14 protein-coding genes and 2 rRNA genes are annotated in these 25,367 nt (G+C 70.4%); 6 read left to right on the plus strand and 10 right to left on the minus strand.

From position 1 onward, the window contains the following. Positions 1-47 precede the first annotated feature (47 nt). Together OG710_RS03010 and OG710_RS03015 are read right to left on the minus strand one after the other, a co-directional pair. Positions 48-3,170 (minus strand): 23S ribosomal RNA (locus tag OG710_RS03010). A 303-nt stretch (positions 3,171-3,473) separates the two neighbouring features. Then, positions 3,474-4,999 (minus strand): 16S ribosomal RNA (locus OG710_RS03015). Together the 16S and 23S rRNA genes form the textbook arrangement of a ribosomal RNA operon. A 687-nt stretch (positions 5,000-5,686) precedes the next feature. Here OG710_RS03015 and OG710_RS03020 point away from each other — a divergent pair. Next, positions 5,687-6,136 carry a PTS sugar transporter subunit IIA gene (locus OG710_RS03020; protein WP_330237965.1) on the plus strand — a complete coding sequence of 150 codons (450 nt, stop codon included), beginning with the start codon at positions 5,687-5,689 and terminating at the stop codon, positions 6,134-6,136. 79 nt (positions 6,137-6,215) lie between these two features. After that, positions 6,216-7,886, plus strand: a complete 1,671-nt coding sequence (gene ptsP, locus OG710_RS03025; RefSeq protein ID WP_111334034.1) for a phosphoenolpyruvate--protein phosphotransferase — start codon at positions 6,216-6,218, stop codon at positions 7,884-7,886. A gap of 68 nt (positions 7,887-7,954) precedes the next feature. On the opposite strand, the gene OG710_RS03030 is transcribed toward ptsP, so the two are convergent. Together OG710_RS03030 and OG710_RS03035 are read right to left on the minus strand one after the other, a co-directional pair. Then, a complete protein-coding gene (locus tag OG710_RS03030) occupies positions 7,955-8,902 on the minus strand; it encodes a hypothetical protein (protein WP_330237966.1) in 948 nt (315 codons plus the stop codon). Between the two features lie 40 nt (positions 8,903-8,942). Then, complete coding sequence (locus OG710_RS03035; RefSeq protein ID WP_111334030.1) at positions 8,943-10,919, minus strand: acetoacetate--CoA ligase; 1,977 nt, start codon at positions 10,917-10,919, stop codon at positions 8,943-8,945. A 229-nt stretch (positions 10,920-11,148) separates the two neighbouring features. On the opposite strand from OG710_RS03035, the gene OG710_RS03040 reads away from it, so the two are divergent. Further along, a complete protein-coding gene (locus tag OG710_RS03040) occupies positions 11,149-13,509 on the plus strand; it encodes a glycoside hydrolase family 31 protein (RefSeq protein ID WP_330237967.1) in 2,361 nt (786 codons plus the stop codon). Between the two features lie 81 nt (positions 13,510-13,590). On the opposite strand, the gene OG710_RS03045 is transcribed toward OG710_RS03040, so the two are convergent. Then, the gene (locus OG710_RS03045) at positions 13,591-14,100 is read right to left on the minus strand and encodes an NUDIX hydrolase (protein ID WP_330237968.1); all 510 of its coding nucleotides are present in this window, start codon (positions 14,098-14,100) and stop codon (positions 13,591-13,593) included. A gap of 103 nt (positions 14,101-14,203) precedes the next feature. Here OG710_RS03045 and OG710_RS03050 point away from each other — a divergent pair, with 103 nt between their 5' ends. Beyond that, positions 14,204-15,010 (plus strand): M15 family metallopeptidase, encoded by an 807-nt coding sequence (locus OG710_RS03050; protein WP_330237969.1) that lies wholly within the window; start codon positions 14,204-14,206, stop codon positions 15,008-15,010. A 137-nt stretch (positions 15,011-15,147) separates the two neighbouring features. Next, the gene (locus OG710_RS03055) at positions 15,148-15,504 is read left to right on the plus strand and encodes a DUF962 domain-containing protein (RefSeq protein WP_330237970.1); all 357 of its coding nucleotides are present in this window, start codon (positions 15,148-15,150) and stop codon (positions 15,502-15,504) included. 3 nt (positions 15,505-15,507) lie between these two features. Here OG710_RS03055 and OG710_RS03060 read toward each other — a convergent pair whose 3' ends face one another. The 4 genes from OG710_RS03060 to OG710_RS03075 are packed head-to-tail and all read right to left on the minus strand — an operon-like array spanning position 15,508 to position 19,653. After that, on the minus strand, positions 15,508-16,113 hold the full coding sequence (locus OG710_RS03060) for a GTP-binding protein (RefSeq protein ID WP_330237971.1): 606 nt from the start codon (positions 16,111-16,113) through the stop codon (positions 15,508-15,510). Continuing rightward, on the minus strand, positions 16,094-16,516 hold the full coding sequence (locus OG710_RS03065) for a DUF742 domain-containing protein (protein ID WP_330237972.1): 423 nt from the start codon (positions 16,514-16,516) through the stop codon (positions 16,094-16,096). Before OG710_RS03065 ends, OG710_RS03060 begins: the two co-directional genes overlap by 20 nt. Positions 16,517-16,525: 9 nt before the next feature. Then, on the minus strand, positions 16,526-16,969 hold the full coding sequence (locus tag OG710_RS03070; RefSeq protein ID WP_111334016.1) for a roadblock/LC7 domain-containing protein: 444 nt from the start codon (positions 16,967-16,969) through the stop codon (positions 16,526-16,528). Beyond that, a complete protein-coding gene (locus tag OG710_RS03075; RefSeq protein WP_330237973.1) occupies positions 16,966-19,653 on the minus strand; it encodes a sensor histidine kinase in 2,688 nt (895 codons plus the stop codon). Before OG710_RS03075 ends, OG710_RS03070 begins: the two co-directional genes overlap by 4 nt. A 427-nt stretch (positions 19,654-20,080) precedes the next feature. Between OG710_RS03075 and OG710_RS03080 the strand changes: the two genes are divergently transcribed. Then, entirely contained in the window at positions 20,081-20,515 is a 435-nt protein-coding gene (locus tag OG710_RS03080; RefSeq protein WP_330237974.1) for a hypothetical protein, read from the plus strand. 7 nt (positions 20,516-20,522) lie between these two features. On the opposite strand, the gene OG710_RS03085 is transcribed toward OG710_RS03080, so the two are convergent. Beyond that, complete coding sequence (locus OG710_RS03085) at positions 20,523-25,340, minus strand: hypothetical protein (protein WP_330237975.1); 4,818 nt, start codon at positions 25,338-25,340, stop codon at positions 20,523-20,525. Between the last annotated feature and the right edge of the window lie 27 nt (positions 25,341-25,367).

Below are 25,367 nucleotides of genomic sequence, written 5' to 3' on the forward strand. Positions count from 1 at the left end.
CACGGCTGTTCGTTATTTCAGAACCAACACAGTGGACGCGAGCAACTGAGGACAAGCCCTCGGCCTATTAGTACCAGTCAGCTCCACCCGTTACCGGGCTTCCACATCTGGCCTATCAACCCAGTCGTCTACTGGGAGCCTTAACCAATCAAGTTGGTGGGAATACTCATCTTGAAGCAGGCTTCCCGCTTAGATGCTTTCAGCGGTTATCCTTTCCGAACGTAGCCAACCAGCCATGCCCTTGGCAGAACAACTGGCACACCAGAGGTTCGTCCGTCCCGGTCCTCTCGTACTAGGGACAGCCCTTCTCAATATTCCTACGCGCACAGCGGATAGGGACCGAACTGTCTCACGACGTTCTAAACCCAGCTCGCGTACCGCTTTAATGGGCGAACAGCCCAACCCTTGGGACCGACTCCAGCCCCAGGATGCGACGAGCCGACATCGAGGTGCCAAACCATCCCGTCGATATGGACTCTTGGGGAAGATCAGCCTGTTATCCCCGGGGTACCTTTTATCCGTTGAGCGACAGCGCTTCCACAAGCCACTGCCGGATCACTAGTCCCGACTTTCGTCCCTGCTCGACCCGTCGGTCTCACAGTCAAGCTCCCTTGTGCACTTACACTCAACACCTGATTGCCAACCAGGCTGAGGGAACCTTTGGGCGCCTCCGTTACCCTTTAGGAGGCAACCGCCCCAGTTAAACTACCCATCAGACACTGTCCCTGATCCGGATCACGGACCCAGGTTAGACATCCAGCACGACCAGAGTGGTATTTCAACGACGACTCCACAACCACTGGCGTGGCCGCTTCAAAGTCTCCCACCTATCCTACACAAGCCGAACCGAACACCAATATCAAACTATAGTAAAGGTCCCGGGGTCTTTCCGTCCTGCTGCGCGAAACGAGCATCTTTACTCGTAGTGCAATTTCACCGGGCCTATGGTTGAGACAGTCGAGAAGTCGTTACGCCATTCGTGCAGGTCGGAACTTACCCGACAAGGAATTTCGCTACCTTAGGATGGTTATAGTTACCACCGCCGTTTACTGGCGCTTAAGTTCTCAGCTTCGCCACCCCGAAGAGCAGCTAACCGGTCCCCTTAACGTTCCAGCACCGGGCAGGCGTCAGTCCGTATACATCGCCTTACGGCTTCGCACGGACCTGTGTTTTTAGTAAACAGTCGCTTCTCGCTGGTCTCTGCGGCCACCCCCAGCTCAAGCAGCAAGTGCTATCACCAAAGGTGGCCCCCCTTCTCCCGAAGTTACGGGGGCATTTTGCCGAGTTCCTTAACCATAGTTCACCCGAACGCCTCGGTATTCTCTACCTGACCACCTGAGTCGGTTTAGGGTACGGGCCGCCATGAAACTCGCTAGAGGCTTTTCTCGACAGCATAGGATCATCCACTTCACCACAATCGGCTCGGCATCAGGTCTCAGCCTTAACGTGTGACGGATTTGCCTACCACACGGCCTACACCCTTACCCCAGGACAACCACCGCCTGGGCTGGACTACCTTCCTGCGTCACCCCATCGCTTACCTACTACCACCTTGGTTCGTCGGCTCCACCACTACCCTCAACTCCGAAGAGATCGGGCCGGCTTCACGGACTTAGCATTAATGGGCTCAGTACTGGGCGTTTCAAAGCGGGTACCGGAATATCAACCGGTTGTCCATCGACTACGCCTGTCGGCCTCGCCTTAGGTCCCGACTTACCCTGGGCAGATCAGCTTGACCCAGGAACCCTTAGTCAATCGGCGCACACGTTTCTCACGTGTGTATCGCTACTCATGCCTGCATTCTCACTCGTGAACCGTCCACAACTCGCTTCCGCGGCTGCTTCACCCGGCACACGACGCTCCCCTACCCATCCCAGCAGGCGTTAACCCTTCATGCTGGAATGACACGACTTCGGCGGTACGCTTGAGCCCCGCTACATTGTCGGCGCGGAATCACTTGACCAGTGAGCTATTACGCACTCTTTCAAGGGTGGCTGCTTCTAAGCCAACCTCCTGGTTGTCTCTGCGACTCCACATCCTTTCCCACTTAGCGTACGCTTAGGGGCCTTAGTCGATGCTCTGGGCTGTTTCCCTCTCGACCATGGAGCTTATCCCCCACAGTCTCACTGCCGCGCTCTCACTTACCGGCATTCGGAGTTTGGCTAAGGTCAGTAACCCGGTAGGGCCCATCGCCTATCCAGTGCTCTACCTCCGGCAAGAAACACACGACGCTGCACCTAAATGCATTTCGGGGAGAACCAGCTATCACGGAGTTTGATTGGCCTTTCACCCCTAACCACAGGTCATCCCCCAGGTTTTCAACCCTGGTGGGTTCGGTCCTCCACGAAGTCTTACCTCCGCTTCAACCTGCCCATGGCTAGATCACTCCGCTTCGGGTCTAGAGCGTGCAACTCAATCGCCCTGTTCGGACTCGCTTTCGCTACGGCTTCCCCACACGGGTTAACCTCGCTACACACCGCTAACTCGCAGGCTCATTCTTCAAAAGGCACGCAGTCACGACATGCAAGCAAGCTTGCATGCGACGCTCCCACGGCTTGTAGGCACACGGTTTCAGGTACTATTTCACTCCGCTCCCGCGGTACTTTTCACCATTCCCTCACGGTACTATCCGCTATCGGTCACCAGGGAATATTTAGGCTTAACGGGTGGTCCCGCCAGATTCACACGGGATTTCTCGGGCCCCGTGCTACTTGGGTGTCTCTCAAACAAGCCGCTGATGTTTCAGCTACGGGGGTCTTACCCTCTACGCCGGACCTTTCGCATGTCCTTCGCCTACACCAACGGTTTCTGACTTGTCTCACAGCCGGCAGACTGTGAAAGAGAGATCCCACAACCCCGCATGCGCAACCCCTGCCGGGTATCACACGCATACGGTTTGGCCTGATCCAGTTTCGCTCGCCACTACTCCCGGAATCACGGTTGTTTTCTCTTCCTGCGGGTACTGAGATGTTTCACTTCCCCGCGTTCCCTCCACACTGCCTATGTGTTCAGCAGCGGGTGACAGCCCATGACGACTGCCGGGTTTCCCCATTCGGACACCCCCGGATCAAAGCTCGGTTGACAGCTCCCCGGGGCCTATCGCGGCCTCCCACGTCCTTCATCGGTTCCTGGTGCCAAGGCATCCACCGTGCGCCCTTAAAAACTTGGCCACAGATGCTCGCGTCCACTGTGCAGTTCTCAAACAACGACCAGCCACCCACCACCCCGCCAGAAACTGACGAGTTCACTGGGGCCGGCAACCGAAGGACGACCATCACGGCCGTACCTTCAGATACCCAACAGCGTGCCCGACCCGGTAAGCCACCCACCACGTTCCACGCCCCGAAGAGCAGTACTAGTGACAACCAACTTGCCGTGCCGAGTAGTCAACGTTCCACCCATGAGCTGACCACCGTCGGACGTTTGCCGACGTAGTGGCTCTGGATTCCTTGCGGAATCTAGATGCTCCTTAGAAAGGAGGTGATCCAGCCGCACCTTCCGGTACGGCTACCTTGTTACGACTTCGTCCCAATCGCCAGTCCCACCTTCGACAGCTCCCTCCCACAAGGGGTTGGGCCACCGGCTTCGGGTGTTACCGACTTTCGTGACGTGACGGGCGGTGTGTACAAGGCCCGGGAACGTATTCACCGCAGCAATGCTGATCTGCGATTACTAGCAACTCCGACTTCATGGGGTCGAGTTGCAGACCCCAATCCGAACTGAGACCGGCTTTTTGAGATTCGCTCCGCCTCACGGCATCGCAGCTCATTGTACCGGCCATTGTAGCACGTGTGCAGCCCAAGACATAAGGGGCATGATGACTTGACGTCGTCCCCACCTTCCTCCGAGTTGACCCCGGCAGTCTCCTGTGAGTCCCCATCACCCCGAAGGGCATGCTGGCAACACAGAACAAGGGTTGCGCTCGTTGCGGGACTTAACCCAACATCTCACGACACGAGCTGACGACAGCCATGCACCACCTGTACACCGACCACAAGGGGGGCACCATCTCTGATGCTTTCCGGTGTATGTCAAGCCTTGGTAAGGTTCTTCGCGTTGCGTCGAATTAAGCCACATGCTCCGCTGCTTGTGCGGGCCCCCGTCAATTCCTTTGAGTTTTAGCCTTGCGGCCGTACTCCCCAGGCGGGGAACTTAATGCGTTAGCTGCGGCACCGACGACGTGGAATGTCGCCAACACCTAGTTCCCAACGTTTACGGCGTGGACTACCAGGGTATCTAATCCTGTTCGCTCCCCACGCTTTCGCTCCTCAGCGTCAGTAATGGCCCAGAGATCCGCCTTCGCCACCGGTGTTCCTCCTGATATCTGCGCATTTCACCGCTACACCAGGAATTCCGATCTCCCCTACCACACTCTAGCCTGCCCGTATCGACTGCAGACCCGGAGTTAAGCTCCGGGCTTTCACAACCGACGCGACAAGCCGCCTACGAGCTCTTTACGCCCAATAATTCCGGACAACGCTTGCGCCCTACGTATTACCGCGGCTGCTGGCACGTAGTTAGCCGGCGCTTCTTCTGCAGGTACCGTCACTTTCGCTTCTTCCCTGCTGAAAGAGGTTTACAACCCGAAGGCCGTCATCCCTCACGCGGCGTCGCTGCATCAGGCTTTCGCCCATTGTGCAATATTCCCCACTGCTGCCTCCCGTAGGAGTCTGGGCCGTGTCTCAGTCCCAGTGTGGCCGGTCGCCCTCTCAGGCCGGCTACCCGTCGTCGCCTTGGTAGGCCATTACCCCACCAACTAGCTGATAGGCCGCGGGCTCATCCTTCACCGCCGGAGCTTTCAACCTTCTCCCAGGAGGGAGAAAGTGGTATCCGGTATTAGACCCCGTTTCCAGGGCTTGTCCCAGAGTGAAGGGCAGATTGCCCACGTGTTACTCACCCGTTCGCCACTAATCCACCCCGAAGGGCTTCATCGTTCGACTTGCATGTGTTAAGCACGCCGCCAGCGTTCGTCCTGAGCCAGGATCAAACTCTCCGTGAATGTTTTCCCGTAATCGGGACCACACATCACGAGAGCGGAACGAACCGGGTCGGAATATGACCCGTCGTCCACTGCGTCCTCGCTGTGTTTTTTGCCTGCCAGATCTAATGACCTCGCAGGACTTTCAAAGGAACCTCCAACCTGCCGAAGCAGGCCGGGGTATCAACATATCTGGCGTTGACTTTTGGCACGCTGTTGAGTTCTCAAGGAACGGACGCTTCCTTTGTACTCACCCCTGCGGGTTTTCCTCCGGGCGCTTCCCTTCGGTCTTGCGTTTCCGACTCTATCAGACTCTTTCGTGTCCGATTCCCGGTCGAAGCGGGTCAATCGATTTTCGCTTTCCAGGTCTTCGCTTTCGCGTTTCCCTTTCCGGCGAGGTCCAACTCTATCAAACCTTTTTCCTTCCCCTGACCGGCCCCGCAGACATGCGGGTGCCCGATTTCGGGTTAGGGTTTGGGCTCAAAAGCCGCCGCCGACCCCCGACTCAATGTCGCGTTGGGGCCAGGCAGGAGTACGACAGTACAGGCAACCGGGAGTCGAGGCAAATCGTTTCCGGTGCGCCCCTAGGTCCTCGAACCGTCAGGACTCGGGCGGAACCGTGACTTCTTATGTCTTACGCTGCTGAGCAGTACGCCGTCCTTCGACCCAGCCGCGGCGGCACCTTCGAAGCTCCACTGGGAGGCCCCCATGACCACCGTGACGTCCCCTCTTGCCGGACGCGCCATCGGGCTCGCCGCCGTACCCGACCCGGTCTTCTCCGGGGCGATGGTCGGCCCCGGCACCGCCATCGACCCCGTGCGCGAGGCCTCCGAGGCGGTCGCCCCCGTCGACGGGATCATCGTCTCCCTCCACCCGCACGCGTTCGTCGTGGTCGACAGCGAGGGCCACGGCGTGCTCACGCACCTCGGCATCGACACGGTCCAGCTCAACGGCGAGGGCTTCGAGCTGCTCGTGAGCAAGGGCGACACCGTCACCCGCGGCCAGGGCATCGTCCGCTGGAACCCCGCCGCCGTGGAGGAGGCCGGCAAGTCCCCGGTGTGCCCGATCGTGGCCCTGGAGGCGACGCCCGACTCCCTCGGCGAGGTCGTCGAGTCCGGCGATGTCGCGGTCGGCGCCACGCTGTTCGGTTGGCAGTAACGCGATCGGCGCAGTGAAGGCCGACTGGATATCCACCACCGCGGAGGCAACGGCCACCGCACGACCGGAGACGGGTGAAATGGAGACAACGCTGCGAGGCGTAGGCGTGAGCCACGGTGTGGCGATCGGCGAGGTACGGCACATGGGCACCGCGGTGCTCGAACCCCCGGCCAAGCAGATCCCCGCCGACGAGGCGGAACGCGAGCAGGGGCGGGCCCGCCAGGCCGTGGAGGCCGTGGCCGCCGACCTCGTCGCGCGCGGCAACCTGGCCGGTGGCGAGGCCCAGCACGTGCTGGAGGCCCAGGCCATGATGGCCCAGGACCCCGAGCTCATGGCCGATGTGGAGCGCCGCATCGCCGTCGGAAGCACGGCCGAACGCGGCGTGTACGACGCGTTCGCCTCCTACCGCGCGCTGCTCGCCGGTGCCGGCGAGTACCTCGCGGGCCGGGTCGCCGACCTCGACGACGTCCGCAACCGGATCGTGGCGCGCCTGCTCGGTGTGCCGATGCCGGGCGTGCCGGACAGCGACGAGCCCTATGTACTGATCGCCCGCGACCTCGCCCCCGCCGACACGGCGCTGCTGGACCCCGCGCTGGTCCTCGGCTTCGTGACCGAGGAGGGCGGCCCGACCAGCCACAGCGCGATCCTGGCGCGGGCGCTCGGGGTGCCCGCCGTGGTGGCGCTGCCCGGAGCCGGTGAGCTGGCCGAGGGCACCACCGTGGCCGTGGACGGCAGCACCGGCGAGATCTTCGTCGAGCCGAGCGCCGAGAAGCGGGCGGAGCTGGAGAGCGCCGCCGCCGCGCGCAAGGCGGCGCTGTCCGCCTCGACCGGTCCCGGCGCCACGTCGGACGGTCACAAGGTGCCGCTGCTCGCCAATGTGGGCGGTCCCGGCGATGTGCCGGCGGCCGTGGAGGCCGGTGCGGAGGGCGTGGGGCTCTTCCGGACCGAGTTCCTCTTCCTGGACGACAGCAAGCAGGCGCCGTCCGAGGAGAAGCAGGTCGCCGCGTACCGGGCGGTCCTGGAGGCGTTCCCCGAGGGCCGGGTCGTCGTGCGAGTGCTGGACGCCGGGGCGGACAAGCCGCTCGACTTCCTCACCCCGGCCGACGAGCCCAACCCGGCGCTGGGTGTGCGCGGGCTGCGCAGCCTGCTGGACCACCCGGACGTGCTGCGTACCCAGCTGACCGCGCTGTCGAAGGCCGCCGAGGGGCTGCCCGTCTACCTCGAGGTCATGGCGCCCATGGTGGCCGACCGGTCGGACGCCAAGGCGTTCGCCGACGCCTGCCGTGCGGCCGGGCTGAACGCGAAGTTCGGCGCGATGGTCGAGATCCCGTCCGCGGCGCTGCGGGCGCGCTCGGTGCTCCAGGAGGTGGAGTTCCTGTCGCTGGGCACCAACGACCTGGCGCAGTACACCTTCGCCGCCGACCGTCAGGTGGGCGCGGTGTCCCGGCTCCAGGACCCGTGGCAGCCGGCTCTGCTGGATCTGGTCGCGCTGTCCGCCGAGGCGGCCAGGGCCGAGGGCAAGAGCTGTGGTGTCTGCGGTGAGGCGGCCTCCGATCCGCTGCTCGCGTGTGTGCTGACGGGGCTGGGTGTGACCTCGCTGTCGATGGGCGCGGCGTCGATTCCGTATGTGCGGGCGACGCTGGCCAAGTACACGCTCGCGCAGTGCGAGCGGGCCGCGTCCGCGGCGCGTGCGGCGGACACCGCCGACGAGGCGCGCCGGGCCGCGCAGGCGGTGCTGTCGGGCGAGTAGTCCGCGGCCGGACGATGTGGGGTGAAGGGGCTTTCCGCCGGTGACCGGCGGGAAGCCCCTTCGTCCTGTCAGCGGTGCTGTTCGGGTGCGTCGGCTCCGATGTCGAATCCGGCGCGGTACTCCACTCCGGATTCGGGGGCGACGGGTTCGCCCGTGTCGGCGTCGGTGCAGTAGGCGCTGAACACCTCGGCCTCGGTGAGCGGGACGAGGCTGCCCCGGCTGAGCCGCCAGCCGTGGACGCGGTCCGGGGCGCCCGGGGTGCTGGTGCGCAGGACGACTCCGCCGTGGCTCTCCAGGGCGATGCCGACCGCGAGCACGCTCACGAACTCGGCGCCCTCCCCGGTGTCGAGCCGGGCGGGGCCGTGCGTGGCCCGGTCGGTGTGCAGGGCGGCGAGCAGCTGTTCGTGTTCCGTGGGGGTGCTGCACACCAGGTGGTGCGTGCCGGGGCCGGCCGCTTCCAGGGTGCGTTGCAGGAGGTGGGAGGCGCGGTCGAAGGCGGCGCAGCCGATGTCCTGGCCGCAGTCGGCGCAGTCGCCGAGGCCGGCCAGGAGCATCGTGGCGTACTCCCAGGTGGCGCGGCGGGCCGCCCGGCCGATGAGCAGCGGGATCAGCGCCTTCAGGGGTTGTCCGTCGTAGGTGACGGTGGCTCCGCAGGCGGCGATCTCGGCGGTGAAGCGGCTGCGGGCGGCCGGGGTGTCCGGGGCGATGCCGGCTTCCGCGCAGTACTGCGCGTACTCCTGGGGGTCGAAGAGGGCGAGCGTGGTGTGCACGCCCTGGGCGGTGAGGGTCCGGAGCAGGGCTTCCACCTGTTCCAGGTAGACCCGGTGGTCGTCGAAAACGAAGGTGCGGTAGCGGCGCATGGCCGCGAAGTCCTGTTCGTCGGCCAGCAGGCCGATGGTGGTGGGTGCTTCGCGGCGCAGCGTGCGTCGCATGGTGAGGGTCGGGGTCCGTCCGTGGACGGTGGTCCGCTTGTTGCCGGTCTGCGCCATGATCTCCCCCAGTGCGCTGTCGAACATTGCTCACTCAGAGTAATCATGGCCACTGACAGTGGTGGGGTCAGCGGCGTCGGCGGGCCAGTTCGGCGTAGAAGCGGAGGAGGTCGAGGTTGTCGACCGAGCCGGGGTTGACCGCCTTTTCCAGGGCGGTTCCCTGGAGGAGGCGCTTGACCGGAACCTCGATGCGTTTGCCGGTGAGGGTGTGCGGGATGCCGGGGACCTCGATGACCTCGTCCGGGACGTGGCGCGGGGAGAGGTTCTCGCGGATGGTGCGCTTGATGCTGTCGCGGAGTGCGTCGTCGAGGGTGGCGCCTTCGGCGAGGTGGACGAAGAGGGGCATCCAGTAGCCGCCGTCCGGTTCCTCCAGGCCGATGACGAGGGATTCGCGGATCTCGGGGAGGCGTTCGACGGCTTCGTAGATGTCGGCGGAGCCCATGCGGACGCCCTGCCGGTTGAGGGTGGAGTCGGAGCGGCCGTGGATGACGACGGAGCCGTGGTCGGTGAGGGTGATCCAGTCGCCGTGGCGCCAGACTCCGGGGTACACGTCGAAGTAGCTGTCGTGGTAGCGGCTGCCGTCGGGGTCGTTCCAGAAGCGGACCGGCATGGAGGGCATCGGCTGGGTGACGACGAGTTCGCCGACCTCGCCGGTGAGCGGTTTGCCGGCCGGGTCCCAGGACTGGAGGTCGGTGCCGAGGCAGGCGGCCTGGAGTTCGCCGATGTGGACGGGGAGGGTGGGCACCGCGCCGGCGAAGCAGCTGCAGACGTCGGTGCCGCCGCTGACGGAGGCGATCCACAGGTCGTGGGCGAACTCGTCGTGGAGCCAGCGGAATCCGTCCGGCGGGAGGGGTGAGCCGGTGGTGGCGACGCACTGGACGCGGGAGAGGTCGAGGTCGCGTCCCGGGTGGATGCCGGCCTTGCGGCAGGCCATGACGTAGGCGGCGGAGGTGCCGAAGAGGGTGGCGCCGGTCTGTTCGGCGACGCGCCACTGGGCGCTGATGTCGGGGTGGCCGGGGCTTCCGTCGTACAGCACGAGGGTGGTGCCGGTGAGGAGGCCGGAGACGAGGAAGTTCCACATCATCCAGCCGGTGGAGGTGTACCAGAAGAAGCGGTCCTCGGGGCCGAGGTCGCAGTGGAGGCCGATCTGCTTGAAGTGTTCGAGGAGGATGCCGCCCTGGGACTGGACGATGGCCTTGGGCAGGCCGGTGGTGCCCGAGGAGTAGAGAACCCAGAGCGGGTGCTCGAAGGGGACCTGTTCGAAGACCGGTTCGGTGTCGGCGGCGGTGAGGGCGGCCCATTCGAGGGTGCCTTCGGGGGCGTCGGTGCCCAGCAGCGGGATGTGGACGACGGCGCGGAGGGTGGGCAGTTCGCGGCGGAGTTCGGCGACGGTGTCGGCGCGGTGGTGTTCCTTGCCGCCGTAGCGGTAGCCGTCGACGGTGAACAGGACGACGGGTTCGACCTGCTGGAAGCGGTCGAGGACGCTGCGGGCGCCGAAGTCGGGGGCGCAGGAGGTCCAGACGCCGCCGACGGCCGCGGTGGCGAGGAAGGCGACGACGGCCTGCGGGATGTTGGGGAGGTAGCCGCTGACGCGGTCGCCGGGGGTGACGCCGAGGGCGCGCAGTTCGGCGGCGAGCGAGCCGACCTGGCGGCGCAGTTCGGACCAGGAGGTGGCGGCCTGGGTGTGGGTCTCGTCGACGTGGAGCAGGGCGGGGGCGCCGGCGCGCAGGGGGTCCTCGGCGGCGCGCAGCGCGTGTTCGGCGTAGTTGAGGGTGGCGCCGGGGAACCAGGTGGCGCCGGGCATCGAGCGGTCGCCGATGACCTGCTGGTACGGGGTGGAGAAGCGTACGTCGAACCATTCGGCGACGGCTTTCCAGAAGGTGTCGAGTTCGTCGACGGACCAGCGGTGCAGACTCGCGTAGCCGCCCTCGGCCGGGGCTCCGTGGTGTGCGGCCGCCCAGCTCTGGAATCGGGTGACGGCGGCGGCCGCGACGCGGTCGGGGCCGGGCTGCCACAGGGGGGCTTCGTCGGCTGCTGAGGTCATGGGGGCGACTCCTGGTGTGACGGGTACGCGGTGTGTGCGCAGGTCGCGCGCACGGGCGGGGTGTGCGCGTGAGGCGATGCAACGGACGATGCCACGTGATCGTCTTTCGCACCAGGGTGGCCCGTACATGGTTCGGTGCTCGGGCAGGTGGGCCGGCCACGTGCGACGCGGGGTGAACGGGAGTTGAACGGCGCCTGTCGGCGGCCGGGCGGGTGGCAGGGTGAGCGGCATGAACGGTCGTGACCTGGTGCGCTCGGTGAAACTGATGGGTTCGAGGCGGGGGCTGCGTACGGTGCGCTCGGCGTGGCGCCGGGCGCGCGCGGACGCGCGGGCGCTGCCGGGGCGCGGGGCGGAGCGGGCGCGGGTGCCGGGTCCGGTGACGGGGGCGGAGCCGGGGCCGGGGGGCGGGGTGGTGCGGTTCGCCCGTTCGGAGCTGCGTATCCGGGTGGCCGTGGGTGGGGCGGTGTTCTGGGGGTGGGACGGGGCGGAGCCGCTGCCGTCGTACGCGTTGCCGGGCGAGGCGCCGGACGCCGATCCGCGGGCGGTGCTGGAGCCGGGTACGGACGGTGGCTGGCAGGTGGTGTCGGAGCGACTGACGGTGGCGGTGTCGCGGCACGGGGCGGTGGAGCTGCGGACGCCGGGCGGGGTGGCGCTGCGCCGGGAGCTGCCGCCGCGCTGGTGGGAACCGGTGGCGGGCGGGGCGGGGCGGTGGGTGCAGCGTGCGGAGGTGCCGGCGGACGCCCGGTTCTTCGGTCTGGGCGGGCGGGCGGCGGGGCCGCGGCTGCGGGACGGGTCGTACGCGCTGTGGAACACCGATCCGGGCGGGCGGTTCGGGCCGGGTGACGATCCGCTGTATCTGACGATGCCGGTGCAGGTGGTGGTGTCGGACGCGGGGACGCTGCTGGTCTTCCACGACAACACGTGGGCGGGCCGGGTGTCGCTGCGGGAGGGGTCGGAGGGCGCGGGTTCGGGGCATGACCGGCCGGGCGTGTCGGAGGTGCGGATGGAGGGGGGTCCGCTGCGCTGCTGGGCGGTGGCGGGGACGCCGGCGCGGGTGCTGGCGGGGTGGTCGGCGCTGACGGGGGCGGCGGCGGTGCCGCCGTCCTGGGCGCTGGGGCCGCAGCACGCGCGGTGGGGTTTCGGGTCGGCGGAGGCGGTGCGCGGGGTCGTGGCGGGGTATCGGGAGCGGGGGCTTCCGCTGTCGGTGCTGCATCTGGACATCGACCACTACGACGGGCACCGGGTGTTCACGGTGGACCGGGAGCGGTTCCCGGATCTGCCGGGTCTGGCGCGGGAGCTGCGCGGGTACGGGGTGCGGCTGGTGTCGATCGTGGACCCGGCGGTCGCGGTGGCCGGGGGGAACGAGGTCTACGAGGCGGGGCTGGCGGTGGGCGGTTCGGGGGCGTTCGTCCGGGACGCGCGGGGGCGTGAGGTGCGCGGGGAGGTGTGGCCGGGGGTGTGCGTGTATCCGGACTTCACCGATCCGGATGTGCGGGTGTGGTGGGGAGAGTGGTACGCGGAGCGGCTGGCTCAGGGGTTCTCCGGGGTGTGGCACGACATGAACGAGCCGGTGTCGTTCACGGCGTTCGGTGATCCTTCGCTGCCGCGTTCGGCGCGGCACTGCCTGGAGGGGCGGGGCGGGGATCACCGCGAGGCGCACAACGTGTACGGGCTGGCGATGGCGCGGGCCGGTTACGAGGGCCTGGCCCGGCTGCGCCCCGAGGAGCGGCCGTTCCTGTTCTCGCGGTCGGGGTGGGCGGGGCTGCAGCGGTACGGGGGTACCTGGTCGGGTGACGTGGCGACGGGCTGGCCCGGGTTGCGGGCGTCGCTGGCGCTGGTGCTGGGGCTCGGGTTGTGCGGGGTGCCGTATTCGGGGCCGGATGTGGGCGGGTTCGACGGGTCGCCGTCGCCGGAGCTGTATCTGCGGTGGTTCCAGCTGGGCGCGTATCTGCCGCTGTTCCGTACGCATGCGGCGATCGACGCGGGGCGGCGGGAGCCGTGGGAGTTCGGGGAGCCGGTCCTGTCGGCCGCGCGGGAGATGCTGGTGGAGCGGGAGCGGCTGCGCCCGTACTGGGTGACGCTGGCGCGGCTGGCCGCGTCGACGGGTGCGCCGTATGTGCGTCCGGTGTGGTGGTCGGAGCCGGGTGACCGGGCGTTGCGGAACTGCGAGGACGCGTTCTTGCTGGGTGAGGCGCTGTTGGTGGCCCCGGTGCTGGAGCCCGGGGTGGTGCGGCGCCCGGTGCCGCTGCCGCCGGGGCACTGGTACGACACGGTGAGCGGGGCGGTGTACGAGGGTCCGGGGCAAGTGGTGGTGGAGGCGCCGCTGTCGCGGGTGCCGGTGCTGGCGCGGGCGGGGTCGGTGATTCCGGTGCGGGGTGCGGACGGCGGGGTGGAGCTGGAGGTGTGGGCTCCGGTGGAGGGGCGCGGCGGGGGCGGGGTGGTGGTTCCGGACCCGGGTGACGGCTGGGAGCCGGTGGTGATCGAGCGGTATGTGACCCGGCTGGAGGGCGGCCGGGTCGTGGTGGAGCGGGAGGGCGGGGGCGAGGTGGACCGCCCGGTGCGGGTACGGGGCGGGGTGGCCGAGCGGTAGCGGGGCGGCTCGGCGGAAGCCGGGAGGTCCGGCGGAAGCTGTGAGATCCGGCGGAAGCCGGTTGCTCGGGGGGGCGGGGGCTCAGTTGTAGTGGCCCGTGAACCAGCGGTGTGCGGCCTCGGTGTGGAGGGGGAAGGCGAGCGTGGCGGGGGCGGTCAGCAGGGTGTGGCCGGAGGTCTCGTCGGTGGGGGCGGACGGCGGGAGGGTGTCGCCCGGGCGCTCGGGGAGCAGGCCGAACAGCAGGAGGTGTCCGTCGGGCGAGCTGAGGGCGTCGGCGAGGCGGACGTCCTCGGAGCGGGCCTGGATGCCGGTCTCCTCGCGCAGTTCGCGGACGACGGCGTGCCGCCAGTCCTCGGCGTGGTCGATGAAGCCGCCGGGCAGGGCGAGGCCGCCGCGCGCGGGTTCGATGGTGCGGGTGATGACGACGAGGCCGGTGGTCTCGCCCCGGCGGACGGGGAGCAGGGCGACGGCGACCGGAAGCGGGTTGCGGTAGGCGGTCCGGCCGCAGGCGGCGCAGGTGCGGGGCCAGGTGTCGGGGGTGGGGAGCCGGGTGTACGGGGCTCCGCAGCCGGGGCAGTGGGAGTGGGTCACGGGCTGCTCCGTCTCCTCGGGGGCGCCGGGTGGCCGGACGCGGACACGCGCGGACTGTACCGGATCACCCGACGGGCTCCCCCGCACATTGGAAGATGTGCACATGACAGGTATCGCGACCGCTCTCCGTGCCCCGGCGGCCAGTGCCGCCGCCCTGCTCGCCCTCACCGCCACCGCTCCGGCGGCGCACGCCAAGCCCGAACCGAAGGCGCCGGAAGCCTTCGTGTCGCTGCGCTCGGTGGACCCCACGATCATCCAGGAAATGCGCTACCCCACCGCCCACACCTTCATGGGCGGGCCCGTGGACGGCTACCGCCAGCCCCTCTGCATCCTGACCCGCCCGGCCGCCGAGGCCCTGCGCCGCGCCCAGCGGGAACTGCTCCGGCAGGGCTACTCGCTGAAGGTGTACGACTGCTACCGCCCGCAGCGGGCCGTGGACCACTTCGTGCGGTGGGCGAAGGATCTGGACGACGAGACGATGAAGGCGGAGTTCTACCCGCGCGTGGACAAGTCCCGGCTGTTCGCGGACGGGTACATCGCCGAGCGGTCCGGGCACAGCCGGGGCAGCACGGTGGACCTCACACTCGTACGGCTGCCGGCCGCGCCGACCCGTGCGTACCGTCCGGGCGAGCCGCTGGTGCCGTGCTACGCGCCGCAGGCGGAGCGCTTTCCGGACAACTCGGTGGACATGGGCACCGGCTACGACTGCTTCGACACCCTCTCGCACACGGACGACCCGCGTGTGGGCGGGGTTCAGCGCGCCAACCGGCAGTTCCTCAAGAAGACGCTCACCGGTGCCGGCTTCGTGAACCTGGCCGAGGAGTGGTGGCACTACACGTTCCGGCCCGAGGCGTTCCCCGACACCTACTTCGACTTCCCGGTGGCCCGCAGGTCCGTCGCCGGGCACTGAGCCGGCCACCGCGCACGGAACGCGCCGTGCGCGGAACGAGCGGCCGGGACCACCCCCGTGGGTTCCGGCCACCCGTTCTCCCTCTCGGACGCCGCACGGCCGTTTCCGGTTGCGGGGCGAGCGATTACGGTGCCGGTATGTCACAGCAGACGTTCGAGTCGTACGAAGAGTTCTGGCCGTACTACGTCGCCATGCACTCGCGGGCCGCGACCCGCTGGGTGCACCTCACCGGCACGCTGACGGGGCTCGCCATATCCGCGTACGGGCTGGCGCGCGGCCGCAAGCGGTATCTGGCCGCGCTGCCGCTCATCGGCTACGGCACGGCCTGGCCCGCGCACTTCCTCATCGAGAAGAACAATCCGGCCACCTTCGGACACCCGGCCTGGTCGCTGCGCGGTGACGCGCAGATGATCCGGACGATGCTGGCCGGACGGGACCACGAGTTGGCCCGCACCGCCGAGAAGTGGCTCGCGGAGCACGGCCGGGAGCTCTGATCCCTAGGTGCGCACCGGCTCGCGGGCGCGGTCGGCGCGGGCCAGGGCGTGTTCGACGACGGACACCAGCACGTCCCGCGCCGAGGAGCGGTCCCGCGCGTCGCACATCAGGACCGGCACCTCCGGGTCCAGGTCGAGCGCGGCCCGTACCGTCGCCTCCGGGAACCGTTCGGCGCCCTCGAAGCAGTTGACGGCGACCGCGAACGGGATCGCGCGGCGCTCGAAGTAGTCGACGGCGGCGAAGCAGTCCCGCAGCCGCCGGGTGTCCGCGAGCACCACCGCTCCCAGCGCGCCCTGGGCCAGCTCGTCCCAGAGGAACCAGAACCGGTCCTGGCCGGGTGTGCCGAACAGGTACAGCACCAGGTCCTCGCGGAGCGTGATCCGGCCGAAGTCCATGGCGACGGTCGTCGTGGTCTTCGCCTCGACGCCGTCCAGGTCGTCCACCGGCCGCCCCGCCTCGGTCAGCCGCTCCTCCGTGCGCAGCGGCCGGATCTCGCTGACCGCGCCGACCAGGGTGGTCTTGCCCACGCCGAAGCCGCCCGCCACCAGGATCTTGAGGGTGACGGGCTCCACGGGCCGCCTGCCGCGGCTAGAGCGCCCGAAGGCCATTGATCACCTCACGGAGAATGTTCACGTCCGGCAGCTCGGCCGGCGGAACGGGACGGGTCACGTGCACCAGTTCGTCGTCGACGAGATCGCCCACCAGGACCCGGACCACCCCGACGGGGAGGTCCAGGGAGGAGGCGAGTTCGGCGATCGACTGCGGCAGCGCGCCGCAGAGTTCGAGGATCTCGACGTGTTCCGGGGAGAGCAGCTGGTCGCTGTCCGGGGCGTCGGCCGCGGGTTCGGGGACGACGATGGCGATCAGGTCGAGCCGGTGGCGCGACCCGCTGCCGGTGCGTCCGCGGGTCATCGCGTAGGGGCGGACGACGGGCCCCGCGTCGTCGTCGTACCAGTGGGGGGTTCGCGGGCTTTCCGGGGTCTGTGGTGAACCGGGCGACGCGGCGCTCATGGCGTCCGCTCACCCCCCGGAGGGCAGACCGGTCGTCCGGGGCGCGTTGGCCAGGTGGGCGCCGACCCGCTTGACCATGAGCGTCATCTCGTACGCCACCTGCCCCACGTCCGACTCGGACTCGGCCAGGACCGCGAGACAGCTGCCGTCGCCGGCCGCGGTGACGAAGAGGAACGCCTCGTCCAGTTCCACGACGGTCTGGCGGACCCTGCCCACCTCGAAGTGGCGCCCGACGCCCTTGGCCAGGCTGTGGAAGCCGGAGGCGACGGCGGCCAGGTGCTCGCCGTCCTCGCGCGTCAGGTCCTTGGACGCGCCGGTGGGCAGGCCGTCGCTGGAGAGCACCAGCGCCTTGCGGATGCTGGCGACGCGCTCGACGAGTTCGTCGAGGAGCCAGTTCAGTTCGCCGGAGCCCTGGCGTGCGGAGCCGGATGCGGTGGCGTTCGGTGCGGTCATGGACCGTCCCCTCCCGGAGTGGTTCCTGGTGCTGTGTCGCCGGGGCCGGTCAGATCCTCGGCGTTCTGCAGGCGGCCGCGCTGCCAGCCGCGCTGGAGCGAAGCCATACGGCTGCGTACCTCGTCCGCGTCCCGCTCGATGTCGTCGTCGCCCCCGGCGGGGGCGGGTCGCGTCGTACGGGTGTCCGGCGCGTCGCGCAGTTGCGGGACGAGGCTGGCCTGCCGGACGCGGCGGGGCAGGCCGCCCACGGTGTCCGGGGCGGGTTCGGGCCTGCGGGGCGCTTCCGGTTCCTCGGAGCCGGGGTGGGCGCGGCCGCCCCGGTCCACGCGGCGGCCGTGGTCGGCGACGAGGGTTGGCGGGCGGCGGCGCCGGGGCAGCGGCCTGGCCCCGGCCGGGTGCAGGGCCCGTACGCCGTCGTCGTCGGCCTGCTGGTGCTGTTCGCGGTCGCCGTCGCGGCGCAGGGCGCGGGCGCGGAAGATGCCGCCGCGTTCGCTCTCGGTGTCCTCCAGGTCGGACACGCCGTCGAGTACGGGGTCGAGCCCGGAGCCGGTGACCGCTTCGAGGAGCGGGTCGCGGGTGAAGTCCAGCGGCTCGTCGCCCTCCAGCTCGACGGGGCCGTTCAGCAGGGCGGGGTCCATCAGCCCGGTCGGGACCGGGGCGAGTCCGCCCGGCCGGCCGGGCACGGTGTCCGGGACCGTCTCGGGGCGGCCGGCCGCCGCGCCGGGCCTGCTGCTGGCGATGGCCTTCTCGGACCGGCGGTCCAGGCGGAAGCCCGTACCGTGCGATTCGGGGGCGTCGGTGAGGAGCGTCGCGGGGATGAACACGACGGCGGTGGTGCCGCCGTACGGGGAGGGCTGGAGGGAGACGCGGACGTTCTGGCGCTGGGCGAGCCGGCTGACGACGAAGAGGCCGAGGCGGTCGGTGTCGGACAGCTCGAACTCGGGGGTCTCGGCGAGCCGGAGGTTGGCGTCCAGGAGGACGTCCGGGGCCATGCCGAGTCCGCGGTCGTGGATCTCCAGTGTGAAGCCGTTGGCGACGCGTTCGCCGTGCACCTGGACCGCGGTGTGCGGCGGCGAGAACACCGTGGCGTTCTCCAGGAGTTCGGCGATCAGGTGGGTGAGGTCGGCGACGGCGGGGCCGCCCACGCCGATGCGGGGCAGCCTGCGGACCTCGATGCGCTCGTAGTCCTCGACCTCGGCGACGGCGGCGCGCACCACGTCCATCAGCTGGATGGGCTTGCGCCACTGCCGGGAGGGGGCCGCGCCGGAGAGGATCACCAGGCCCTCGGCGTGCCGGCGCATGCGGGTGGTGAGGTGGTCGAGGCGGAAGAGGTCGGCGAGTTCGTCGGTGTTCTCGGTGCGGCGCTCCATGGCGTCCAGGAGCGTCAGCTGGCGGTGCAGCAGGACCTGGTTGCGGCGGGCGAGGTTGACGAAGACCTCGGAGACGCCGCGGCGCATGTCGGCCTGCTTGACGGCGGCCTCGACGGCGGCGCGCTGGAGGGTGTTGAGGGCCTGGCCGACCTGGCCGATCTCGTCCCGCTCGTACTGGAGGTGCGGGGACTCGGTCTCGACGTCGATCTGTTCGCCCGCGGCGAGGCGGCGCATCACGCTCGGGAGGCGTACGCCGGAGACCTCGTGGGCGTCCTTGCGGAGCCGGGAGAGGTCGCGGACGAGTTCCCGGCCGATGCGTACGGAGACGAAGACGGAGACGAGGAGGGCCAGGAAGCCGAGGACTCCGGCGATGCCGGCCTTGATGAGGACGCCGTAGCCGGCCGGTTTGCCCCGGTCCCGGAGGCGGTTGTTCATCTCGGTGGAGTCGTTGGCCAGCCGGTCCAGGGCGGCCGGGGCGACTTCCTGCCAGCGGGCCGCGTCGGCGGTGCGGGGGCCGGTGGTGGGCCCCTCGCCGATGATCTTCTCCTCGGCGGAGCGCAGCGGTTCGCTGTCGGGGCCCTGCCAGTACTCCTGGACGCGGCGGCGCTCGGCGGCCGGGAGGAGGTCGAGATTGGTCTCGTAGAGCATGCCGCGCTGGGCGACGAGGTCGGATATCCCGCGCAGCTCGGCGGCGGTGAGCCGGCCGGCCAGCAGGCCCGAGGCGACCAGGGCGTCCTCGCGGGCGAGCATTTCGCGGGCGCGCGATAATCCGGTCAGGGCGCGGAACTGCTGGTCCATGGAGGCGTTCCCCATGGTGCGCAGACCGGACAGGAATCGGTAGGACGGGTCGATCAGCCGGTTGTAGTAGGCCATGGCCTTGAGCCGGTCGATGGTGCGTTCGTCGACGGAGTCGCGCAGCGCGCCGAGACCTTCGGCGGCGCCGAGAATGGTGTTGAGCTGGTTCTCGGCGGTGGTGCCGAGCGCGTCGCGGATGTCCTTCTCCTTGGCGCTCCTGCTGACTTCGGCCACGACGCGGTCGGTGGCTGCGCGCCGGCGGCGCAGTTCGGGCAGGGCGTCGGACGCGCGTGGGTCGGCGAGGAAGACCAGGGTCTGGCGGCGCTCGCTCTGGATGACCCGGACGGTGTCCTCCAGGGGGTGGCCCACCTTCTCCACCACGGCGCTCGCGCTCAGCAGCTTCCCGGCCTCGCGGCCGGTGAGATAGGTGGTGAATCCCCAGAGGGCGGTGAGGGAGACGAGCGGCACCACGAGCAACGCCACGATCTTCCTGCGGATGGACTTTCCGCGAAAGCGCATGGCCTCTCCCAGGTCATCCCCTCCGGGTCGGGGATGGGCTTCGTCAACAAACGGCGCGAGCCTACTACTGACGCACAGACAACTCGAAGAGGTGTCCGGACGATTTTCGGCCGCCTTACCGGGAGTTGACCATGGCTTGTCCCGGTATTCCAGGAGATGAAATTCACGAAAGCGACAGAAGAGCCCCCGAGGAGTGGCACGTTCCTTCACATCCCGGTTGGCTGGAATTCTTCGTTTCGTGACGGGTGTGCGGAATCTTCCCCACCGGTCACTCGTCTGTCTGTACGGGGGTAGAGGGGCTGACGGGGCACGCTCGGGCGGACGGGACGGACCGTCCGCGTAAAAAGGGTGTATGCCGGGCAGCAACCCTGAAGTAGGACAGCGGTGGGAGTGAAGGGTCTTGGACACACAGGAGCGTGGGGGCGCGGTGGACCGCACGGGGGATGTGGGCGGGCGGGAGCGGGCCGTGCCGCGGCAGCCGCTCTGGATCGAGGAGCCCGCGCTGCGGCGGCGGATGCCGGACCCGGTGCGGACGGCGGCCGTGCGCGCGGTGCTCGTCATGGCGCTGACGATGATTCTGGCGATGGTGGCGTTCCTCACCGCGCTCGCCGGGTCCTGGCTCTCCTTCCCGATGGTGCTGAGCGGGGTGGCGAGCACGGTGGTGGCGACCTGGGCGGTACTGGACGTCTGGATCACCCGCCAGGTATGGAACCAGCGCAACGGCGTGGTCTCCGAGCCCAGCAGCTCGGCCCGTGCCCTGCGCCGCGAGCGGCGCAGGGCGAAGCGGGCGGCCCGCGCCGCGCGGCGGGACGCGGGGCGGATAGGCCGGGGCGGCGGCGCGGAGCGCCTCTCGCGGGCCTGACGCGCCGCTAGGGGGCCGTACGGGGCTCCGCCGCGGTCTCGGCCGCTGCCGGGGTCCCGGGGGCCGGGGTGGCGCGCTTGAACATGCGGGTGGCGGTGATCTCACCGTGCACGGTCTCGCCGCCGGGGTCCTGCTGCGGCAGTCCGGGGCGCAGGTGCTCCTCGACGCTGATGTACTTCAGCCCGGCCCGCAGGTCCGCGTCGTTGCGCAGCCGGATGACGAGCGGGAACTCCGCGAGGGCCGTCGTGTCGAACAGGCCGGTGGTGTACAGCAGCTGTACGCCGAGCGCGTCGGCCACCGCGCGCTGGAGTTCCAGCAGATAGGTGGCGTTGGCCCGGCCGATCGGGTTGTCCAGGAAGAGCGTGCCCGCGTGGCGGTGCTGGGCCCGGTCGCGGCCCCGGTCGTTGCTGCGCAGGGCGGCCATCGTGCAGTACAGGGCGATGGCGGCGGTGAGGAGCTGGCCGCCGGAGAAGACGTCGCCCATCTGCCCCACGGGCACGCGCTCGGCCCGCAGCACGGCGTCCGGCTTGAGGATCTCCACGGCGATGCCCTTGGGTTCGAGGGCGGCCTGCACACCGCGCAGGAGCAGCGACATGCCGTCCCGGCGCAGGTCGGAGTTCTTCCGCAGGGCGGCCCTGGTGGCCTCGTCGATGACGACGCCGAGCCGTTCGGTGAGCGTGGCCTGGTCGGGCTCCTCGAAGCGGATGCGGAGGAACTCCTGCCCGGACCACTCCCCCAGGCCCTCGGGGAGCCGGGAGAGCCGCTGGGCGGAGCGGAGCGTGGTGAGCGCGGACTCCACCAGGCCGCGCAGCCGGTCCACGATGGAGTCGCGGTTGCGTTCCAGTTGGGCGAGCTCGTCGGTGAGGACCCGCAGCCGGGGCGCGAAGGCGGCGGCCCACTTCTGCGCGTGCTCGGGGAGCGCGGCGGCGGGCAGTTCGCGGATCTGCTGCCGGGCGGGGGTGCGGACCTGCTCGTAGCGGGTGGAATTGGCGTGCCGTACGAGGACGTCGCTCGCCTCCCGTACGGCCGCTTCGGCGGCGGACAGGTCGGCGGCGCAGCCGCGCAGGGAGCGGCGGGCCTCGGCGGCGGACCGGCGTGCCTCCTCCAGGCTGCCGGGGTACGGCTCGGGGTCCTCCGGGTCGTCCTCGGCGCCGTGGTCCCTGAGCAGGTCGCGCAGCAGGGCGGCGGTCTCGTCGAAGCCGCCGGCCGCGTCCTCGGCGGCGCGGTGGGCGTGCAGCAGTTCGGCGTGGGCGGCGCGGGCGGTGTCCAGCGCGGCGGTCGCGGCGGCCAGTTCGGCGGTGGCGGTGCGCAGGAGGGCCTGGGCCTGTTCGGCGTCGGCGGGCACCCGGTCCTCGGGCAGTTCGGTGTGCAGGCTCTCGCCGTCCGCGGGGGCCAGGCGTTCGGCCTCGCCGCGCAGCCGGCCGAGCTGCTCGCTGGCGGTGGAGGCGCGGGTCTCCAGGAGCTGGACGAGGGATTCGGCGCGGGCGGCGGCGGCCTGCCGGGAGGGGCCGTCCGCGCCGTCGGTGCCCTCCAGGAGCTGGGCGGCGCGGGTGCGGACCTTGTTGGTGAGGCGGTCCAGTTCGGCGAGGGCGGCGCTCTCGTCGCTCTCGGCGCGGGCCTGTTCGGCGCGCAGGTCGGCGCCGACGCCGACCTTCTCGTACAGCTGGGAGGCCGCCCGGTAGGCCTCGCGCAGGGTGGGCAGGGCCTGGCGGGGGGCTTCTTCGTCCGGCTCCGGGAGGTGTTCGGGGGCGCCGGCGATCTCGGCGCGTTCGGCGCGCAGGGCGCGGGCGGTGCGGCGGGCGTCGTCGGCGGCGCGCTGGGCGGCGCGGCGGTCCTCGTCGGCGGCGCGGGCGCGCTCCAGGCAGACGGTGGCGCGGGCCTCGCACTCGGCGGCCTCGTCGGTCAGTTCGCGGAGCTTGGCCTGCCAGCCGGCCCGTTCCCGCAGCCGGAAGGCGAGTCCGGCGAGGGCGTCGGCGACCCGGCGGGCGCGCTGGGCGGCCTCCTGGCGTTCGTCGCGGACGCGGGCGGTGTCGGCGGCGGCCTCGTCGGCCTCGGCGCGGACGGTGCGGGCCTCGGCGAGGGCCGCTTCGGCGGTCTCGGCGGCGAGACGGGCGGTGGCGGCGGCGCCGGCCAGCTCGGCGAGCATGCCGGGCGGGCAGTCGGCGCGCCAGGACCCGATCCGGGCGGCCAGCGCGCGGTCGGCGGCGAGGCGGGCGGCGAGCACCCGGATGTCCTCGTCGCGGGCGGCGGCCCGGCTGCGCAGGGCGTGGCGCTCCTCGTCGGCGGCGTGTTCGTCGTGCATGGCCGGGTTGGGCGGTACGAGGAACACATCCTCGGCGCCACCGCCGCTCGCGCCGGTGTCGGGGACGGGGGCGAGGAGGGCCGCGGCGGTGCCCACGGCGACGGCGGAGCGGGGCAGCAGGGCGGCGGCGCCGAGCACCTCGCGGGCGCGGGCGTGTGCGCCGGGGTCGGTGATGACGACGCCGTCGACGAGTTCGGGGCGGGCGGCGAGGACGGCGGCGTGGTCGGCGGGGGCCACGGCCTGGGCGAGGTAGCGCCAGCCGGGCAGGGCGGGGATGCCCTGTTCGCCGAGGTACTCGACGGTGGCCAGGACGTCGGGGCTTGGGGGCAGGAGGCCGCCGTCGCCGAGGGCGCCGAGGATGCGGGCGTCGTCGGCGGCGGCCGTACGCAGTTCGAACAGGCGTCGTTCGGCGGTGGCGACGCTCTGGTCGAGGAGGTCGCGCAGTTCGTCGGCGCCGCGGTCGAAGTCGTCGGCGGCCAGCGGTCCTCCCCCGTCGCGGGGGTGGGCGGCGGTCGTGGTGGGGGCGCCCTGTGCGGCCGGTTCTGCGGCCGGTTCGGTGCCGTCCGGGGCGGCGGGTCCGGTGCCGGGGGCCTCGTCGTCGCGGTGCGGGTCGTCGCCGGGGCGGTGCCGGTCGTCGGCGGCGGCCTGGCGGGGCCGGGGGACGCCGCCCGTGGGGGCGGCGGGCAGTCCGAGGAGTTCGGCGAGCCGGGGTTCGGCGGCGATCGACTCGGCGGCCCTCAGTTCGGCCTCGTACGCCTGCTCGGCGGCGCGGGCGGCGTCCGCGGCGCGGGCGGCGGCGAGTTCGGCGCGGCTCTCGTCGGCGGTGGCCTGCCTGGCCCGGTCGGTGGCGGCCCCGGCGGCCTCGCGGGCGGTGTCCCAGGCGGCGACGGCGGCCTGTTCGGCGTCGTTGGCGGCGAGGGCGGCCCTGGCGGGGTCGGCGTGCGGGGCGGTGTCGTCGAGCCAGCCGGCCCGGACGGCTTCGGCGGTCTCCTGCTCGACCTCGGCCAGGCGCTGGCGCAGATGGCCGGCCTCGCTGCGGGCGCGCTGGGCCTCGGTGGCCGCGGTGGTGGCGTCGCGGTGGGCGGTCTCGCCGGCGTTCTGGAGGGCGTCGGAGCGCTCCTCCTCCTCGTTGGCCCGGTTCTCGCCTGCTTCGGCGGCCTCGTGCAGGGCGCGTACGAGGTCGGCGGCGGCGCGGGCGCGGGCGGCGAGGGCGGGGGCGGCGTCGCGTTCGGCCTCGCGGATCGCGACGGCGACGCGGGCGGAGCGGTCGGCTGCGGCGCGGTGGCGCAGGACGGCTTCGGCGGCCTGCCAGGCGGCGTGCAGGGTGCGGGCGTCGCCCAGTTCGCGGCGCTGGGCGGCGGCGCTCTTCTCGGCGGCGGTCAGGGCCAGCGACGCGTGCCGGTAGGCGAGTTCGGCGGAGATCAGCGCGTTGTGCCCGCGGGTCTCCTCGGCGCCGGTGACGGTGTGGGCGGCGGCGGTGACCTGCTGGGCCAGTTCGGCGGCGCGGCCGCGTTCCTCGCCGGCGCGGGCGGAGAGGCGGCGGGCGAGGGTGCGGGTGCGGCGTTCGGCTCCGGCGTGGATGTCGCGGGCGCGGGCGCGGCCGGTGGCGGCCTCGACGATGCGGCCGAGGAGGTCGACGGAGCCGGCGGTGAAGTCGCGTTCGGCGGTGAGTTCGGCGCGGCGGCCGAGCTTGTTGCCGAAGCCGCTGACGAGGTCGGCGAGGCCGTCCGTGTCGCGGGTGTCGGTGACGGCGCGCAGCAGCAGGTCGGTGAAGTCGGAGTCCTTCTTGACCGCGAAGAGGCCGGCGGCCTCGCCCTCGTCGGCGTTCATCTCGCGCTGGTAGCGGAAGAGTTCGGGGTCCAGGCCCAGTTCGCCGAGGTGTTCGTTCCAGCGGTCGTGGATCTCCTCCCAGTGCACGTCGAGGTGCTGGTAGAACTTCCCGGCCTCGGTGAGGGCGTCGCGGAAGCCCTTCATGGTGCGGCGCCTGCCGCGGGCGCCGGAGGCTCCTTCGGCGGGGCGGCCGACGGCGGTGGACTCGGCGACGGGCAGCGAGTCGAGCCCGAGTCCGGGGCCGGGCCGGAAGGAGTACCAGGCCTCGGCGAACTTGCGGGGGTCGTTGGAGACCTGGCGGCCGCGCCACTCGCTGACCTTGCCGACGACGACGCACTCGCCGGTCAGGGTGTGCTGCCACTCCAGGGCGACGTGGCCGCAGTCGTCGGCGAGCAGGAACTTGCGCAGGACGCCGGAGCTGGCGCCGCCGAGGGTGTTGCGGTGGCCCGGCAGCATCACCGAGAAGATCAGTTTCAGCAGGACGGACTTGCCGCCGCCGTTCTCCAGGAAGAGGACGCCCGCGGGGGCGGGGCGCCTGGGCGGGCCGACCGGCTCCTCCTCGAAGAACTCCGCCTGAGCCGGGGCGGGGCGGGGCACGGGTTCGCCGACGCCGCGCAGGTCGAGCACGGTGTCGGCGTAGCGTGCGCCGGCCGGTCCGATGGAGTAGAGGCGGACGCGGGACAGCTCGTACATGGCGGCGGACTCTCGTCGTTCGGGAAG

This window comes from Streptomyces sp. NBC_00525 (assembly GCF_036346595.1).
Lineage (GTDB): Bacteria > Actinomycetota > Actinomycetes > Streptomycetales > Streptomycetaceae > Streptomyces.